The organism is Kosakonia sp. YIM B13588 (genome assembly GCF_042788165.1).
Classification (GTDB): domain Bacteria; phylum Pseudomonadota; class Gammaproteobacteria; order Enterobacterales; family Enterobacteriaceae; genus Kosakonia; species Kosakonia sacchari.
This window is the reverse complement of the sequence record NZ_JBHZPO010000004.1, coordinates 163,827-181,281: the sequence shown is the minus strand read 5'-3', so window position 1 is coordinate 181,281 and position 17,455 is coordinate 163,827. Positions and strand designations below refer to the sequence as shown.

At 53.6% G+C, this 17,455-nt stretch carries 17 protein-coding genes and 1 tRNA gene; 14 read left to right on the top strand and 4 right to left on the bottom strand.

Annotated elements, in window-relative coordinates; translation table 11 throughout:
• Positions 1-106 precede the first annotated feature (106 nt).
• Both ACFX4U_RS09960 and ACFX4U_RS09955 read left to right on the top strand, forming a co-directional pair.
• On the top strand, positions 107-721 hold the full coding sequence (locus tag ACFX4U_RS09960) for a TIGR04211 family SH3 domain-containing protein (RefSeq protein ID WP_065370030.1): 615 nt from the start codon (positions 107-109) through the stop codon (positions 719-721).
• Positions 722-788: 67 nt separating this feature from the next.
• Positions 789-2,030 carry a multifunctional CCA addition/repair protein gene (locus ACFX4U_RS09955; RefSeq protein WP_313511241.1) on the top strand — a complete coding sequence of 414 codons (1,242 nt, stop codon included), beginning with the start codon at positions 789-791 and terminating at the stop codon, positions 2,028-2,030.
• 11 nt (positions 2,031-2,041) lie between these two features.
• On the opposite strand, the gene bacA is transcribed toward ACFX4U_RS09955, so the two are convergent.
• Both bacA and folB read right to left on the bottom strand, forming a co-directional pair.
• Complete coding sequence (gene bacA / locus ACFX4U_RS09950; RefSeq protein ID WP_313511242.1) at positions 2,042-2,860, bottom strand: undecaprenyl-diphosphate phosphatase; 819 nt, start codon at positions 2,858-2,860, stop codon at positions 2,042-2,044.
• A 107-nt stretch (positions 2,861-2,967) separates the two neighbouring features.
• Positions 2,968-3,336, bottom strand: coding sequence for a bifunctional dihydroneopterin aldolase/7,8-dihydroneopterin epimerase (gene folB / locus ACFX4U_RS09945; protein ID WP_065370028.1), 369 nt, complete (start codon positions 3,334-3,336; stop codon positions 2,968-2,970).
• A 163-nt stretch (positions 3,337-3,499) separates the two neighbouring features.
• On the opposite strand from folB, the gene plsY reads away from it, so the two are divergent.
• On the top strand, positions 3,500-4,123 hold the full coding sequence (plsY, locus tag ACFX4U_RS09940) for a glycerol-3-phosphate 1-O-acyltransferase PlsY (RefSeq protein WP_313511243.1): 624 nt from the start codon (positions 3,500-3,502) through the stop codon (positions 4,121-4,123).
• A 39-nt stretch (positions 4,124-4,162) separates the two neighbouring features.
• Here plsY and tsaD read toward each other — a convergent pair whose 3' ends face one another.
• On the bottom strand, positions 4,163-5,176 hold the full coding sequence (gene tsaD / locus ACFX4U_RS09935; RefSeq protein WP_313511244.1) for a tRNA (adenosine(37)-N6)-threonylcarbamoyltransferase complex transferase subunit TsaD: 1,014 nt from the start codon (positions 5,174-5,176) through the stop codon (positions 4,163-4,165).
• Between the two features lie 238 nt (positions 5,177-5,414).
• Between tsaD and rpsU the strand changes: the two genes are divergently transcribed.
• From rpsU to rpoD, 3 genes are all read left to right on the top strand, one after another.
• Entirely contained in the window at positions 5,415-5,630 is a 216-nt protein-coding gene (gene rpsU, locus ACFX4U_RS09930; protein ID WP_001144069.1) for a 30S ribosomal protein S21, read from the top strand.
• Positions 5,631-5,798: 168 nt separating this feature from the next.
• Complete coding sequence (gene dnaG, locus ACFX4U_RS09925) at positions 5,799-7,544, top strand: DNA primase (protein WP_349350406.1); 1,746 nt, start codon at positions 5,799-5,801, stop codon at positions 7,542-7,544.
• 156 nt (positions 7,545-7,700) lie between these two features.
• Positions 7,701-9,542, top strand: a complete 1,842-nt coding sequence (gene rpoD, locus ACFX4U_RS09920) for an RNA polymerase sigma factor RpoD (protein ID WP_017457431.1) — start codon at positions 7,701-7,703, stop codon at positions 9,540-9,542.
• A gap of 58 nt (positions 9,543-9,600) precedes the next feature.
• On the opposite strand, the gene mug is transcribed toward rpoD, so the two are convergent.
• Positions 9,601-10,107, bottom strand: coding sequence for a G/U mismatch-specific DNA glycosylase (gene mug, locus ACFX4U_RS09915; protein WP_200552295.1), 507 nt, complete (start codon positions 10,105-10,107; stop codon positions 9,601-9,603).
• Between the two features lie 126 nt (positions 10,108-10,233).
• Here mug and ACFX4U_RS09910 point away from each other — a divergent pair.
• The 8 genes from ACFX4U_RS09910 (at position 10,234) to ACFX4U_RS09875 (ending at position 17,453) form a co-directional block, all read left to right on the top strand.
• Positions 10,234-10,309, top strand: a tRNA-Ile gene (locus ACFX4U_RS09910).
• Between the two features lie 253 nt (positions 10,310-10,562).
• The gene (locus tag ACFX4U_RS09905; protein ID WP_313510404.1) at positions 10,563-10,979 is read left to right on the top strand and encodes an STY0301 family protein; all 417 of its coding nucleotides are present in this window, start codon (positions 10,563-10,565) and stop codon (positions 10,977-10,979) included.
• 100 nt (positions 10,980-11,079) lie between these two features.
• Positions 11,080-11,295, top strand: a complete 216-nt coding sequence (locus tag ACFX4U_RS09900) for a hypothetical protein (RefSeq protein ID WP_313510403.1) — start codon at positions 11,080-11,082, stop codon at positions 11,293-11,295.
• A gap of 273 nt (positions 11,296-11,568) precedes the next feature.
• Positions 11,569-12,681 carry an FIST N-terminal domain-containing protein gene (locus ACFX4U_RS09895; RefSeq protein WP_313510402.1) on the top strand — a complete coding sequence of 371 codons (1,113 nt, stop codon included), beginning with the start codon at positions 11,569-11,571 and terminating at the stop codon, positions 12,679-12,681.
• Positions 12,682-12,686: 5 nt separating this feature from the next.
• Positions 12,687-13,796 (top strand): sensor histidine kinase, encoded by a 1,110-nt coding sequence (locus ACFX4U_RS09890; protein ID WP_305734941.1) that lies wholly within the window; start codon positions 12,687-12,689, stop codon positions 13,794-13,796.
• A complete protein-coding gene (locus ACFX4U_RS09885) occupies positions 13,787-14,881 on the top strand; it encodes an HDOD domain-containing protein (protein ID WP_313510399.1) in 1,095 nt (364 codons plus the stop codon). The genes ACFX4U_RS09890 and ACFX4U_RS09885 overlap by 10 nt, the downstream gene beginning before the upstream one ends.
• Positions 14,874-16,016, top strand: a complete 1,143-nt coding sequence (locus tag ACFX4U_RS09880) for a response regulator (RefSeq protein WP_313510397.1) — start codon at positions 14,874-14,876, stop codon at positions 16,014-16,016. Before ACFX4U_RS09885 ends, ACFX4U_RS09880 begins: the two co-directional genes overlap by 8 nt.
• Before the next feature lie 267 nt (positions 16,017-16,283).
• Positions 16,284-17,453, top strand: coding sequence for a DNA repair protein (locus ACFX4U_RS09875; RefSeq protein WP_305734939.1), 1,170 nt, complete (start codon positions 16,284-16,286; stop codon positions 17,451-17,453).
• Positions 17,454-17,455: the final 2 nt, after the last annotated feature.

The following is a 17,455-nucleotide window of genomic DNA, read 5'->3' as shown; positions in this document are numbered from 1 at the left end:
AGTGCGCAGTTTGACCTGGAAGATTCCGATTGATGCCAGCAGCCAGGTATCGTCAGACTGTTGCCACTGTTTATCACTCACATTTAATGAAAAAAATGACTGCCTGATGCCAAAATTACGCCTGATTGGATTGACCCTTTTTGCACTTAGCGTGTCCGTTGGTACCCACGCCGAAGAAAAACGTTACGTTTCCGATGAACTGAATACCTGGGTTCGTAGCGGCCCGGGCGATAATTATCGCCTTGTCGGCACGGTGAATGCCGGTGAGGAAGTCACGCTGTTGCAGGAAAACAGTGATTACGGCCAGGTGCGCGACAGCACCGGGCGTACCGCGTGGATCCCCCTGAAAGAGCTGAACAGCCAGCCAAGCCTGCGCACCCGCGTGCCAGAACTGGAAAACCAGGTGAAAACGCTGACCGATAAACTGAACAATATCGACAATACCTGGAACCAGAAAACCGCCGAAATGCAGCAGAAAGTCGCCCAGAGCGATAGCGTGATTAGCGGTCTGAAAGATGAAAATCAAAAGCTTAAAAATGAGTTAATCGTGGCGCAGAAGAAGGTGAGCGCCGCGAACCTGCAACTGGATGACAAACAGCGCACCATCATTATGCAGTGGTTTATGTATGGCGGCGGCGTGCTGGGCGCGGGCCTGATCCTCGGCCTGCTGTTACCGCATATGATCCCTACCCGTAAACGCAAAGATCGCTGGATGAACTAAGCAGATTCGCCATCTTCTCTACACTTACGTATTATCTGTCGGCAAATGTGTAGAGGAGAGTGGCGGCGTGAAGAGTTATCTGGTCGGTGGTGCAGTACGTGATACGTTGTTGGGCCTGCCGGTCAAAGACAAAGATTGGGTTGTTGTCGGCGCGACGCCGCAAGAGATGCTCGACGCGGGTTATCAGCAGGTAGGCCGCGACTTTCCTGTGTTCCTCCACCCGCAAAGCCACGAAGAGTATGCGCTGGCGCGTACCGAGCGCAAATCTGGCTCCGGCTATACCGGTTTCACCTGTTATGCCGCGCCAGACGTGACGCTGGAGCAGGATCTGCTACGCCGTGATTTAACCGTGAATGCGCTGGCGCAAGATAGCCAGGGCGATATTATCGATCCCTATGGTGGCCAGCAGGATTTGCGTAACCGCATTCTGCGCCACGTCTCCCCGGCTTTTGGCGAAGATCCGCTGCGCGTGTTACGCGTTGCGCGCTTTGCCGCCCGTTACGCACACCTTAGCTTCCGTATCGCCGATGAAACGCTGGCTCTGATGCGCGCGATGACCGATGCGGGCGAACTTGAGCACCTGACACCCGAACGGGTGTGGAAAGAGACCGAGAGCGCGCTGCAAACCCGTAATCCCCAGGTTTATTTCCAGGTGCTACGCGATTGCGGCGCGCTGAAAGTACTGTTCCCGGAAATCGACGCGCTGTTTGGCGTACCGGCACCGGCGAAATGGCACCCGGAAATCGACACCGGCATACATACACTAATGACGCTCTCGATGGCGGCGATGCTCAGCCCGCAGGTGGATGTGCGTTTCGCCACGTTGTGCCACGATTTAGGCAAAGCGCTAACGCCAAAAGCGCTCTGGCCGCGCCACCACGGGCACGGCCCGGCGGGCGTCAAACTGGTCGAGGGCTTGTGCCAGCGGCTACGCGTACCAAACGAGCTCCGCGATTTAGCCAAACTGGTGGCGGAGTTCCACGACCTGATCCACACCTTCCCTATTTTGCAGCCGAAAACCATCGTCAAATTGTTCGATTCCATCGACGCCTGGCGTAAACCGCAGCGTGTTGAGCAAATCGCGCTAACCAGCGAAGCGGACGTGCGTGGGCGTACCGGTTTTGAAGTCTGCGACTATTCGCAGGGGCGTTTACTGCGTGAAGCCTGGGAAGTGGCGCGCGCCGTGCCGACGAAAGCCGTCATAGAGGCTGGGTTTAAGGGAGCGGAAGTGCGTGAAGAGCTGACGCGTCGACGGATTGCAGCTCTGGCGGTCTGGAAGGAACACCGTTGCCCTCAGCCAAAAGACTGAGGGCGCAAGTCTTAGAAGAAGACCAGATAAACCGCTGCCGCGACCACAAAACGGTAAATCGCGAACGGAATAAAGGAGATGTGTTTAATCAGCTCCAGGAAGGTTTTGATGGCAATCAGCGCAACGATAAATGCGGTGATAAAACCGACGGCGAACATTGGGATATCACCCACGGTGAGAAAGCCCATGCTCTTATAGAGATCCAGTACCGTCGCGCCCATCATCATCGGCACCGCCAGCAGGAAAGAGAACTCGGACGCCGCATAGCGGCTAACGCCCATCAGCATCCCGCCGGAGATCGTCGCCCCGGAACGGGAAAAACCCGGCCACAGCGCCAGACACTGGAAGCAACCAATCATAAACGCCTGGCGATAAGTCATATCATCTACGCCCTGTGCGCGCGGGACTTTCGGCTTCAGCACTTCGGCGGCAATCAGCAAGACACCACCGACTACCAGCGCATAGGTCACGTTTAACGGGTTAAACAGCGATTTGATGGTATCGTGGAATACCAACCCCAGCACTACCGCCGGGATCATGCCTAACAGGATATGAATCAGCGTCAGGCGGCCGGTGCCGGTCCCTTCATGCGGCTGCTTGCCGAAATGAATGCCAATCAGGCCAAACAAACGCCGCCAGAACATCACCACCACCGCGAGGATCGAACCTAACTGGATCACCACCTCGAACGTTTTTGCCGTATCACCTTCAAAGCCTAATAAATGCCCAACGATTATCATGTGACCGGTACTGGATACGGGCAGAAATTCTGTGAGACCTTCAACGACACCCAGAATGGCTGCTACCAGCAATGAATGCATATCGCCCATCAAATAAACCCCTAAAAAGATATAAAAAACGGCTTATCCCGCGGAGAAGCCGTGAAAGACCGAGATCTATGACCTGAATACTAGCGCTTGGTTTAACTATTATGAATTTAAATACTTTCTTTCGGATTTAAGCCACGCTCAATGATTACGCCCACATTCAGCGCCCGCGCAACCGCACCTGGTTTGCTCAATTTGATACGCACCCAGGGCGAATTAAAGCGCGCCAGCAACAGCTCAGCCACCTCCTCCGCAACGCGTTCAACCAGCGCAAAACGCCCGCCTTCGACATGGCCGATAATCACATCCGCGATATCCGCATAGCTCAGACAATCGTTCACATTGTCGCTTTTCGCCGCAACGCGGTTATCCCAGGCCATTTCGATATCGAACACCAGCTTCTGCTCAATGGTCTGTTCCCAGTCGTAAACACCAATAGTGGTGATAACCGAAAGCTGCTCTATAAATACAATGTCCATTTCACCTCGCCTGCTATTTGCCCCGCCATTGCCACTGCCAGGCCGCATCTTGATTGGCTGCCTGGCAGATTTTGCGCAAAACCTGGATACCACTTTCCATCATTTATGCGTATTATCCATGGATGCAGAGAATAAAACGACATTTTCACAACGGAACAGCGTTATGAGTGCAATCGCGCCTGGGATGATTCTCCTTGCATACCTTTGTGGCTCTATTTCCAGCGCCATTCTGGTCTGCCGCATCGCCGGTCTGCCCGATCCGCGCGCGAGTGGCTCCGGCAATCCCGGAGCGACCAACGTATTACGCATTGGCGGCAAAGGTGCAGCGCTAACGGTCCTGATTTTTGACGTCTTAAAAGGCATGCTGCCGGTGTGGGGCGCGTACGCGCTTGGCGTAACGCCGTTCTGGCTCGGCCTTATTGCGATTGCCGCCTGTCTTGGCCATATCTGGCCGGTTTTCTTTAAGTTTCAAGGCGGTAAAGGGGTGGCGACGGCATTTGGCGCTATTGCACCTATCGGCTGGGATTTAACAGGCGTGATGGCGGGAACCTGGCTGTTAACGGTACTGCTGAGCGGCTATTCATCGCTGGGGGCGATTGTCAGCGCGTTAATAGCGCCCTTTTATGTCTGGTGGTTCAAACCGCAGTTCACTTTCCCGGTCGCGATGCTGTCCTGCCTGATCCTGCTACGCCATCACGACAATATTCAGCGCCTGTGGCGACACCAGGAAGGCAAAATCTGGTCGAAGCTGAAGAAGAAAAAAGAAGAGAAAGAAAAAGCGTCATAGTATTGCCCGGCGCACAGTGTGCTACCGGGCCATCACGGTTTACGCCGCAGGCAGCTCCGCCAGCGGCCAGCGCGGACGCACTGTCACACCCAGCCCGGCATCATTACCCGCTTTCAGACGCACCATTCCCGCATAGGCGATCATCGCGCCATTATCGGTGCAAAACTCCGGGCGCGCATAGAACACTTCGCCGCGACGTTTATGCATCATTTCCGCCAGCTTCGCACGCAGCGTACGGTTGGCGCTCACACCGCCCGCCATCACCAGACGCGTAAAACCGGTTTGATCCAGCGCACGCTTGCATTTGATCATCAGCGTATCAACCACTGCGTCTTCAAACGCACGCGCAATATCGGCGCGGGTTTGCTCGTCAGAACCGTTGTTACGAATGGTATTCGCCGCGAAAGTTTTCAGACCGGAGAAGCTAAAATCCAGCCCCGGACGATCGGTCATCGGACGCGGGAAGACAAAACGGCCTTCGGTGCCCTGAGCCGCCAGTTTTGACAGCATCGGCCCGCCCGGGTAATCAAGCCCCAGCAGCTTAGCCGTTTTATCAAAAGCTTCCCCGGCGGCATCGTCAATCGACTCACCGAGCAGCTCGTAATGTCCGATGCCGGTTACGCTGATAAGCTGCGTGTGGCCGCCGGAAACCAGCAGCGCAACGAATGGAAACGCCGGTGGATTTTCTTCCAGCATTGGCGCCAGCAAGTGCCCTTCCATATGGTGAACCGGAATAGCGGGAACGTCCCAGGCGAAAGCGAGCGAACGACCAACCGTCGCGCCAACCAGCAGCGCGCCGACAAGGCCAGGCCCTGCGGTGTAAGCCACTGCATCGATATCTTTCGCAGTTAATCCGGACTCTTCCAACGCGGCCTGAATCAGCGGCACGGTTTTACGCACGTGATCGCGCGAAGCCAGCTCTGGCACGACGCCGCCGTAATCGGCGTGAAGTTTTACCTGACTATACAGTTGGTTGGCTAACAGCCCTTGTTGATCGTCATAAATTGCGATGCCGGTTTCATCGCAGGATGTTTCAATGCCCAGTATGCGCATGACTCTGTTTACCTCTTTGTAATAGCGCGCAGTGTAGGGCGAATGCGGGTCGAAGTAAAACTTTGCTCACTCCTGCAGCGGAGTTCGTGTATACTCCTCACCCTTACAAAAGTCCCCTTTCAAAAAGGGCGGCGGTGCTTTACAAAGCAGCAGCACTTGCAGTAAAATTCCGCACCATTTTGAAATAAGCTGGCGTGAACGCCAGCGGCAAACCGAATTAATCAAAGGTGAGAGGCACATGCCGGTAATTAAAGTACGTGAAAACGAGCCGTTCGACGTAGCTCTGCGTCGCTTCAAACGTTCCTGTGAGAAAGCAGGTGTTCTGGCGGAAGTTCGTCGTCGTGAGTTCTATGAAAAACCGACTACCGAACGTAAACGCGCTAAAGCATCCGCAGTGAAACGTCACGCGAAGAAACTGGCTCGCGAAAACGCACGCCGTACTCGTCTGTACTAATCTGTCAGGGCAAGCGCCCTTTCGTTTAGACCGAGTTGTAGTTGTAAGGCCGTGCTTCCGAAAGGAATGCGCGGCTTATTTTCGTTTATTACCTGATATAACCTGCGGATTCCGGTCGCATTATGTTGGCCCGGAAAACAACGGCTATAAAAGATCAAAACGGGGCTTATGGCTGGACGAATCCCACGTGTCTTCATTAATGACCTGCTGGCGCGCACCGACATCGTCGATCTCATCGACGCGCGTGTAAAGCTGAAAAAGCAGGGCAAGAATTATCACGCGTGTTGTCCTTTCCATAACGAAAAAACGCCCTCTTTCACCGTGAACGGTGAAAAACAGTTTTACCACTGCTTTGGCTGTGGCGCGCATGGCAACGCGCTCGACTTCCTGATGAACTACGACAAGCTCGAGTTTGTCGAAAGCGTCGAAGAACTGGCGGCAATGCACAACCTTGAAGTGCCGTTTGAAGCAGGCAGTGGACCCAGCCTGATAGAGCGCCATCAACGGCAAACGCTCTATCAATTAATGGATGGGCTAAACGCGTTTTATCAGCAATCGTTGACACAACCTGCCGCAGAGCCTGCACGCCAGTATCTGTCCAGACGCGGTTTGAGCAGCGAAATCATTGAGCGGTTCGCCATTGGTTACGCGCCCCCCGGCTGGGACAACGTATTAAAGCGTTTTGGCGGCAACAGCGAAAACCGTAAATCACTGATTGATGCGGGTATGCTGGTCACAAACGATCAGGGACGCAGTTACGATCGTTTCCGCGAACGGGTCATGTTTCCCATTCGTGACAAACGTGGGCGGGTGATTGGTTTTGGTGGGCGCGTTCTGGGTAACGATACGCCTAAATACCTGAACTCCCCGGAAACGGATATTTTCCATAAGGGCCGCCAGCTGTATGGCCTTTATGAAGCGCAGCAGGACAATGACGAGCCCCAGCGACTGTTGGTCGTTGAAGGTTATATGGACGTGGTGGCGCTGGCGCAATACGGCATCAACTACGCGGTGGCTTCGCTCGGAACGTCAACAACGGCGGATCATATTCAGTTACTTTTTCGCGTAACTAAAAATGTTATCTGTTGTTACGACGGCGACCGTGCTGGCCGTGATGCCGCATGGCGAGCGCTGGAAACCGCGCTGCCTTATATGAGCGATGGCCGTCAGCTGCGTTTTATGTTTTTACCGGATGGCGAAGATCCGGACACGCTGGTGCGTAAAGAGGGCAAAGAGGCGTTTGAAGCGCGGATGGAGCAGGCACTGCCGCTCTCCACGTTTCTGTTTAACAGCCTGTTGCCACAGGCGGATTTAACCACGCCGGATGGTACAACGCAGCTTGCCGCATTAGCGCTGCCGTTAATCAACCAGGTGCCGGGTGAAACGCTACGCATCCAGCTGCGCCAGCTGTTGGGGAATAAAATTGGCATATTCGACGATGCGCAACTTGATCGATTAATGCCAAAACAGGTGGAAAGCGCAACGACGCGCCCCGCTCCCCAGCTAAAACGCACAACCATGCGTATACTGATAGGGTTATTGCTCCAGAACCCGGAACTGGCTCCAAAGGTTCCACCGTTAGAGGGTTTGGATCAATCAAAGCTTGCCGGGCTTGGCTTATTTACAGAACTGGTCAACACTTGTTTGTCACAGCCAGGCCTGACTACTGGCCAGTTGCTTGAGCACTATCGCGGCACAAAAGAAGCTGCAACCCTTGAAAAACTGTCGATGTGGGACGATATAGCAGATAAAGATATCGCTGAAAAAACGTTCACCGACGCGCTCAATCATATGTTTGATTCGATGCTTGAACGGCGGCAAGAAGAGTTAATAGCTCGTGACCGCACACATGGTTTAAGCAGCGAAGAACGCCGGGAACTCTGGCAATTGAACCAGGAACTGGCAAAAAAGTGAATTCAACGGCTTAAGTGCCGATAACCGATCGGGAAGATCCCGACAGCCGCGATGAGGGCCAGCGGCAAAAATATAAATACACCCTCGCGTTAAATGTTGGCGGTTTATTTCGCCGACCGACACCAACCCTCATGAATTAAGTGTGGATACCGTCTTATGGAGCAAAACCCGCAGTCACAGCTGAAGCTTCTTGTCACCCGTGGTAAGGAGCAAGGCTATCTGACCTATGCCGAGGTCAATGACCATCTGCCGGAAGATATCGTCGACTCCGATCAGATCGAAGACATCATCCAAATGATCAACGACATGGGCATCCAGGTGATGGAAGAAGCACCGGACGCCGATGATCTGTTGCTGGCCGAAAACTCCAACAACACTGACGAAGATGCGGAAGAAGCCGCCGCACAAGTGCTTTCCAGCGTTGAATCTGAAATCGGGCGAACCACTGACCCGGTGCGCATGTACATGCGCGAAATGGGCACCGTTGAGCTGCTGACCCGCGAAGGCGAAATCGACATCGCTAAACGCATCGAAGACGGCATCAACCAGGTTCAGTGCTCCGTTGCCGAATACCCGGAAGCGATCACCTATCTGCTGGAGCAGTATGATCGCGTTGAAGCTGAGCAGGCTCGCCTCTCTGATTTGATCACCGGCTTTGTCGATCCAAACGCTGAAGAAGACATGGCGCCAACCGCGACCCACGTCGGTTCTGAACTCTCCAGCGAAGAGATGGATGATGATGAAGACGAAGAAGATGAAGAAGACGACGACAGCGATGATGACAACAGCATCGATCCTGAACTGGCGCGTGAAAAATTCGCTGAGCTACGTACCCAGTACGAACTGACTCGCGACACCATCAAAGCCAAAGGACGCAGCCACGTTGCCGCGCAGGAAGAGATCCTGAAGCTGTCTGAAGTGTTCAAACAGTTCCGTCTGGTGCCAAAACAGTTCGATTACCTGGTTAACAGCATGCGAGTCATGATGGATCGCGTACGTACCCAGGAACGCATCATCATGAAACTGTGCGTTGAACAGTGCAAAATGCCGAAGAAAAACTTCATCACGCTGTTCACCGGCAACGAAACCAACGAAACCTGGTTCAACGCTGCGCTGGCCATGAACAAACCGTGGTCGGAAAAACTGCATGAAGTGGCAGAAGAAGTTCAACGCGGCCTAATGAAGCTGCAACAGATTGAAGAAGAAACCGGCCTGACCATTGAGCAGGTAAAAGACATCAACCGTCGTATGTCTATCGGCGAAGCGAAAGCGCGTCGTGCGAAGAAAGAGATGGTGGAAGCGAACTTGCGTCTGGTTATTTCTATCGCCAAGAAATACACCAACCGTGGTCTGCAGTTCCTCGATCTGATTCAGGAAGGCAACATCGGTCTGATGAAAGCGGTTGATAAGTTCGAATACCGCCGTGGTTACAAATTCTCCACCTACGCAACCTGGTGGATCCGTCAGGCGATCACCCGTTCCATCGCGGATCAGGCGCGCACCATCCGTATTCCGGTGCATATGATTGAGACGATCAACAAGCTCAACCGTATCTCCCGCCAGATGCTGCAGGAAATGGGCCGTGAACCTACGCCGGAAGAACTGGCTGAGCGTATGCTGATGCCGGAAGATAAGATCCGTAAGGTGCTGAAAATCGCGAAAGAGCCTATCTCCATGGAAACACCGATCGGTGATGATGAAGATTCGCATCTGGGTGATTTCATTGAGGATACCACCCTCGAGCTGCCGCTGGACTCTGCAACCACTGAAAGTCTGCGCGCCGCAACGCACGACGTTCTGGCTGGTCTGACCGCCCGTGAAGCGAAAGTTCTGCGTATGCGTTTCGGTATCGATATGAACACCGACCATACGCTGGAAGAAGTGGGTAAACAGTTTGACGTGACCCGCGAGCGTATCCGTCAGATCGAAGCGAAAGCGCTGCGTAAACTGCGCCATCCGAGCCGTTCTGAAGTGCTGCGTAGCTTCCTCGACGATTAATTCGTCAGGCGATAAAAAAGCTCCCATACGGGAGCTTTTTTTTGCCCGCTATTTGTCGTTACAGGCCGCGCGTCACCAATGCTTCGTCCAGTTCACGATACGCTTCCACCAGCTTATCCAGCGTTGCGCGGTTAAGCCCGCTGGGGTTTGGCAGCACCCAGACCTGCGTCACGCCGATCGTCATATTTTGCTTACCCCAGTTCACACCGCGTACGCTAAACGCCTGCTCAAAGGCTTGCTTTCCTAACACCGCCAGCGCGGCAGGCTGATAATCCTCGATTTTCTTGACCAGTTCCCTGCCCCCGCTACGCAACTCATGCAACCCGACTTCCGTAGCCTGCACCGTTGGACGCTCAACCAGCATGGTGATGCCACAGCGAGTATCCAGCAGATGCCGCTCATCTTCCGGGCGCAGTTGCTGATCGGTAAAACCAGCCTGATGGATAACTTTCCAGAAACGATTACCCGGATGAGCAAAGTGGAAACCAGTATGGGCAGAAGATTTACCCGGGTTGATGCCACAAAACACCACCCGTAGCCCCGGCGCCAGAATATCGTGGATCATGCTTAACTCCCGAACAAAAGCGATAATCTCCAGTATAAGAGATTGAAAATGCGTTGTTTATAAAAACATCAGCCAGGTGATTCATGCTGGATTGCAGGGGTAAGTTACTTTATAATTCCCCGCCACGGCCCCTTAGCTCAGTGGTTAGAGCAGGCGACTCATAATCGCTTGGTCGTTGGTTCAAACCCAACAGGGGCCACCAAATTTTATATTTAAAATCATATAATTAAGCCGCTTCCTTGAAGTGGCTTTTTTGTTTCTGCCTACTTGTGAGTCGCAAAAATGGCGGTTGATTTTAAATAGATGCCTAAAACTTCTGCCCAAAAAGCATAGGGTAATCATACCGATGGGTTCTTTCATGCGGCTGTTTATTCTGCGGAGTGCGTTACAGGGTTTTCTCTCCGAATTTTATCCTTTGGTAAAAAAGTGACTGCACCTCATCCTGTCAGCAACGTATGATTCGTTTTCATCAGCGCCACACGCGGAAAACAACGGGGATGATTATTATGTTGTGGAGTAAACGCGCTCTTTTCACTTTCGCTATGTTGTCGTTCACCACAATTGCACAGGCAGACAATATACAGTGTCCGCAATTCCCGTCCCCGACGATGAGGCAGCATGCCCTTACGGATGCCAGCATGTTTGTCGGTCCGCCAAAAGAGCGGGTTGAACTGATGCCAGATACGGATAAAGACACTGTCTGGACACTGGCAGATTATCAGGACGAGGCCAGGGAGCATAAAACATCGCTCTACCTTGTATGCCGGTATAAAAATACGCTGCAAACTGTCGAATTGATGGTTCCAGCAACAGCGCGGAAATGTTCAGTTTCGTATAACCAGCACAATAATCTGATCACCCGTTGCCAGTAATCCCGCCACAGTAACGGGGAAGTGAAATAGTGACGATCAGAATGAGCTAATGGATTATTGCTTATTAAAGGTTGGCTCACGTTGCTGGCGACCCCGGACGATGAAAATGGTGCTGAGTTATATCGCAATCAATGTCAGCATCGCCAATGCACAGGCTGAGAGAATGTTTACTATTGTCAGAGCCAATGACCCGATGCTTACCCTGCGCATCCGGGAGATTACGGAAGCCGTCACGAGACTCTCCAGAGTGATTATTTCTTTAAATGATTGTCCCCGCGCACCACAGCATATCGGTGTGACTCATTGCCCCGAATAACCTAATCAACAAGTTCTTTGTCTCTTCGGCATGCTGCTTCTGGGTTTCAAGAAAGTTAATCCTTCAGCCGTTTCTGTACCGGTGGAAATGCGCAGAATTAGCCGTGCCGATGCAAAAAGAAATAAGAAGTAAAAAGCCTGTCAAATTATCAACCTGCCGATTTGATATTTACTCCCCCAACTCCTAATCTTCCTTCATCAGACCAATGAGCGATGCATTGGGCCATGCTACCGCAGGGGCGAAAACCGCTGCACAACGTTGGGAGTATTTGCCGTGAGTTTCCAGCCCAGATATGCCAGTAGTGAATCTCCTGACCCGGCCGAAGCAGTTGCTCAGTTTGCCGCCCAAATCGGTCATGACGATGTTGAAACCATCCTTTTCTTTTGCTCTCCGGATTACGATCTGGAGGTATTAGGCCGCGAATTAAAAAACACCTTCTCCTGCCCCTGCATCGGCTGTACCTCTTCCGGTCATATTGGCACTGAAGGTTTTCAGCATTCGGGGCTGCTGGGTCTTGGGCTCAGCAGTGGTTTTCACGCCCGCGCGTTTATCATTCATCCTCTTCTTGAATACACCTCGGTCATTACGGATATCGCGGAATCCATTCGCCGCGATAGCGAAGAGAGACCAAACCTGCATCGTTTTGGTCTGCTGCTGGTGGATGGTCTGTCGATGGCCGAAGAGCGACTGGTGGCCAATCTTTATCAACAGATTGGTAATGTGCCCCTCATTGGCGGCTCTGCCGGTGACGATCTGCGTTTCGAAAAAAGCTTTATTTATGATGGCGATGGTCATTTTATCTCTGACGCTGCCGTTTTCGCGGTGATCGAAACCAGTTCACCTGTCGCCACGTTTAAGATCCAACATTTCGTCCCCAGTGATGTTGAACTGGTTATTACCGAGGCGGACGCGGAAAAACGGCTCATTATGGAGATCAACGGTGAACCTGCCGCTCAGGTCTATGCCGAATCCCTTGGCCTTACCGTCGACGAATTGACGCCAACTGTCTTTTCCCGTAACCCGCTGGTGCTCTCTTTCGGAGATGAACCCTACGTTCGCTCAATCCAGAAAATAAACGACGATCTCTCTCTTACTTGTTATTGCGCTATCGAAGAGGGGCTGATCGTTTCGATCGGCAAAGCGGAAGATCCGATCCAGACGTTTAGCCAGGCGTTTGAAAAAGTGCACGAGACGATCCCAAACCCTGCGGTCATCATCGGCTGCGATTGTATCCTGCGCCGTCTCCAGTTCGAAAAAGAGGGGCTGGAGCAGCAGATCGGCGAAATCATGGTGCAGAACCGGGTAGTGGGTTTTTCAACCTACGGTGAGCAGTACAACGGGTTGCATGTCAACCAGACATTTACCGGTGTCGCCATTGGAGGGTAAATATCATGTCGCTCTATTCCGAAGCCTCTACCCCGCCCCTTTCCCCTGCAGACTACGAGCGCAAACTCGCTGCCCGGGATAAAACCATTGATGTGCTGAAACGCCGCATCGCCCAGGAAGCCAGGCATAGTCACGCCACACCGTTTGCCATTCTCGAACAAAATGTCGGGCTGGAGAAAGTGGTCGCGCGTAAGACCATGGAATTAGAAAACGAACGGCATGAACTGGAAAAAGCGCTGGCCGAGCTGCGTCTGGCGCAGACTCAGCTACTTCAGGCGCAAAAAATGGAATCTATCGGTCAGCTCGCCGCCGGTATCGCCCACGAAATCAACACCCCGACACAATATGTTGCCGATAATGTCGGCTTTATAAAAGGCGCCACGGACTCGCTGCTAAAACTGCTGAATGCCGCCCTCGCGCTCGCTGACGTTGCACGAGAAAAAATGGCCGATGATCCGGTAATGACAGAGTTCGATACGACGCTCAAACGCACAAAAATTGATTTTCTGCGTCGGCAAATTCCAGGCGCGCTGGACGAGTCTCTGGAAGGGCTTGAGCATATTGCGCGGATTGTCGCCGCCATGAAGGAATTTTCCCACCCTTCGAAGAATGTGAAAGAGCGGATAGATGTGCGCGATGTAATTAATACCACGGTCACGGTGGCCCGCAACGAATGGAAATATGTGGCGGAACTCGAAACTAACATCGCCGACAACTTACCGCAGCTTCCTTGCCTGCGAGATATGGTCGGCCAGGCCATTCTCAACCTGGTGGTCAATGCTGCCCACGCCATTGCGGATACTCTGCAGGAAGGAGTGAAAGAGAAAGGCCGCATCGTTATCTCCGCATTACAGAACGGCGACTATTTAGAAATCCGCGTCGAGGATGATGGCAGTGGCATACCTGCCGCCATTCGCGAGCGCATTTTCGATCCTTTCTTCACCACCAAAGCGGTGGGTAAAGGGACAGGACAAGGCTTAGCGATTGTCTATTCCACCGTGGTCGACAAACATAATGGAAAGATTCGCTGCGAGTCAGCAGAAGGCGTGGGCTCCACGTTTATCCTGCAATTCCCGCTCAACTGCCGCAACGAGGATGAGCCTGCATGCAAGTGATGTTCGTTGATGACGAAAGCCGGGTGCTTTCAGGCATTGAGCGCGCCATCATGATGCAAGACACCGAATGGGAGTGCCGCTTCGCTACAAGCGGCCCTGAAGCGCTGACCATGCTGGAAGAGACGCCGGCAGATGTCGTGGTCTCCGATATGCGCATGCCCTTTATGGATGGCGCAGAGTTACTGGCGCAGGTGCGCAACCGCTGGCCAGGTACGATACGTATCATTTTATCCGGCTACTCGGAGCCAGGCGCCACCCAGCGTATGCTGGAAGTCGCGCATCGATTTGTCTCTAAACCCTGCGACAGCGCGACGTTAATAGCGATAATTGAAAGCGCGCTTTCTCTGCGCACGATGTTCAACGATCCGGCGGTGCTCGACGTGGTCGGTCGGATCAACCAATTACCCGCCGCACCGAAGGTGTTCACTGCAGTTCAGCACCTTCTCAATAACCCCGATAGCGATACCCGGCAGATTGCCGAATTGCTGGGCAGCGACCCGGCGCTGAGCGCCAAAATCATGCAGCTTGCGAATTCAGCCTGGTTCAACAGAGGTTCGTCGATCCACGATATCGGTAGCGCTATTACGCTTCTCGGCATAGATCAGGTGAAATTGCTGGTGCTGGCGTCACACTGTTTTACCGATGCGAAAAGGGATCCTTTGGTCAGCGAGTTACGCCGGGTCTCTCTTCTTGCCTCCTCACTCGCCGCCCGGATTACAGGCCACCAGGGACTGGAGCCCACCGCCGCACTGCTCGCGAATATTGCGAAGCTGATCCCCGAAATGAGCGAGATCGGTAGCGAAATAACCACATGTAATGCTATTCCCATGCATGCAGCGGTAGGCGCTTACCTGCTGGCGGTATGGGGATTACCGCTCGATATCGTCGAAATAGTGGCGGGGCAGGCCCAGCCCTCACGTTTCGCACATGATGCATTCGGTGCGCTTGGTGTGGTGCATGTCGCTGTGGCGCTGGCCAACAACAGCACCCCCGATCGCGATTACCTTGAAAAAGCAGGCGTGCTTGACCAGCTCCCCTTATGGCAACAAATGCTCGCTAACCTACAGGACACTCTTCATGACTGATACCGCCTTACCCAGGGTGCTGTGCGTAGATGATGAACCTAACGTACTCGCCGCGATGGAACGAAACCTGTTTGGTGAATTTGATGTGGTGGTAGCTCCGGGTGGAGAAGCCGCTCTGGACGCGGTTCGTTGGGGAGAACGCTTTGCGGTGATCATGTCCGATATGCGCATGCCCGGCATGGATGGCGCCACCTTTCTGGCGAAAGCGCGGGAGCTCTCACCCGAGAGTGTGCGAATCCTGCTTACCGGCCAGGCTGATGTGGAGTCCTCTATCGCCGCCATCAATAAAGGCGCCATTTTCCGCTATCTCTGCAAACCGTGTCCGAAAGAAGAACTGGTCGCGGCGCTTAACGACGCCGTGCGCCAGTATCGTCTCGTCTGTGCAGAAAAAGAGCTGTTGGCAACCACCCTTACCGCCTCGGTCAAAACGCTGACGGAAGTGCTTGCCATGGTCGCACCGTGGGCCTTTCAGCGGGCGGCGTTCGCCCAATCTTGCGTTCGCCACGCACTGCCCAAGCTGGAGTGGCCAGATGAGTGGATCTACACCATTGCCGCGTCATTAAGCCAAATTGGATGTGTTGGTATCCCCGCCGATATCGTTCAGGCCGATGCTGCTCAGCGCAAACTCTCAGAGGAAGAGAAAAAGCTGCTGCTGGGGCATCCCGACGTCGCGGGAAAGCTGGTGGAAAATATTCCCCGTCTTGAACTGGTCGCCGGGATCATTCGCCACCAGGCAAAAGAACCGGCGCCGAATGTGCCGCTTGAGGTTTTACGCGGTGCGCATCTGCTGCGCGCCGCCCTTGAACTGGAGCGACATGCGGCGCGGGGATGGAGCCTGGAGCGGCCATGGGAAATTTTACGGGCAGCGCACCCACCGTTGCCCGAATACATCATTAAATCCCTCTCGGATTTCCGCTCAAATGTCACCGGTGTGCGTTCTGCACGTATTCGCGAACTGATGCCGGGTTGGGTGGTTGACGAAGATATCCGCACCACCAATGGCTTGATGGTGCTGACCAAAGGACACGAGTTGACCGATACCGCGATCTCGGCGTTACAACGTTTGCTCGCTGCCAACGCCATTGAGGAGCCCATCCGGGTTCGCGGGCTGCCAGACAGCACTGCATCGGCATAATCGTTACGTGATCGGGTGGGTAATCGCGTCGCTATGCTGCAAATAGATAAACCGTTGCAGGCGGGGCAAACACCCCGCCATAAAGCAACTTTTCGCTCGTTTCGCGGCAAAAAGACGCCATAAACGCAATTTTCACAGAAAGACTAACGCATTGAAATATGTCCCATGTAATATGGCTCCGGGCTATTGCGAGATTTGCAACCATGGTCCAGATTTGATGAATTAACAACTCCCTTTAACACACTCAAAGCGCTTTGACGAAACGCCATGAACAAACCTATAAAACGGCTTGAAATCATCAAATACGCCATTGAACTGGAGGATGACGGTATCATCCTCAGCCAGCTTCCTTTACTTAAAAATGAAGTTACGGACCCAGAGTTAGCGTTTATCGTTCACGCGCTTGAAGAGAAAAATTACAGCGAAGCGATGCGCGCCATCACCGTCTGGCTGCAAAACCAGCGCTCAGTGGTCAACTGGCAGGATCCGCAAGTGGCCGCCAGCAAGCTGGAGCTGAAAGCGCTGGAAGAGCAAATGCGCGAACTCATTGATAAACGCAATGCGCGTATCCAGTTGCTGGATGAATTCAACGATCTCTACTTAACCCGCCTTGGGCCGCTGATGTCGCAGATCTTGCGACTGCGTAAAACGCTGGCCGAAGCCGCAGTGCGCCGCCAGGAGGCGGAAGCGCGCCGTCGTGAGGCGGATTATCTGCGCTGTCAGAAATATCTGTCGCAAGCGGTGGAAGTCTTAGTGACCTTGACGCAACGCTGGCAAAGCATGCCACCGCACTCATTGCAGGCGGCGGAAGCACGCAAGCATCTGCAACAACAAAGCGAGCTGATTGCCTCGCTGCTCGCCGAAGCGCAGGAGCTGGAGCGCGGCCTTACGCGGGAAGAAGAGCCTACACGCCAGGCGCGTGACGAAGCGCGTCAGGAGTATGAAAGCTACCAGGAGCAGCAACACGACGCGGAAAAACGCTTTAGTTTCGAGCAGAAGATGAGCGAAGACGAGCGTCATGAGCTGAAACGTCTGTGGCGCCAGGCCAGCAAGCTCTGTCATCCGGACCTGGTGGATAACGAACTGAAAAACGACGCTCACAGCATGATGGTGCAGCTTAACCAGGCGCGCCAGCGCGGTGATCTTAGCGCCATTCGCTCAATTTTAACCCGCCTGCAAAAAGGGCTGGAGCCATTAATGGCAAGCGATCGCCTCAACGATCTGCAGCGCCTGCGCCAGCGCATTCTTGAGGTCAAACAGCATATTGCGAGCCTGATTGAAGAGCTGGCGACGCTGGAAAAAGAGGAGTCCTGGCAGTTGGTCTCCACGCTTGGCGACAGGGAAACCTACTTCCGCCAGCAGGAGAAAGCGCTGGCGGAGATCCGCCAGACGCTGGAGCAGCAGGTCAGCGAAGCCGAGTACGACGAAGTGGCCTGAGC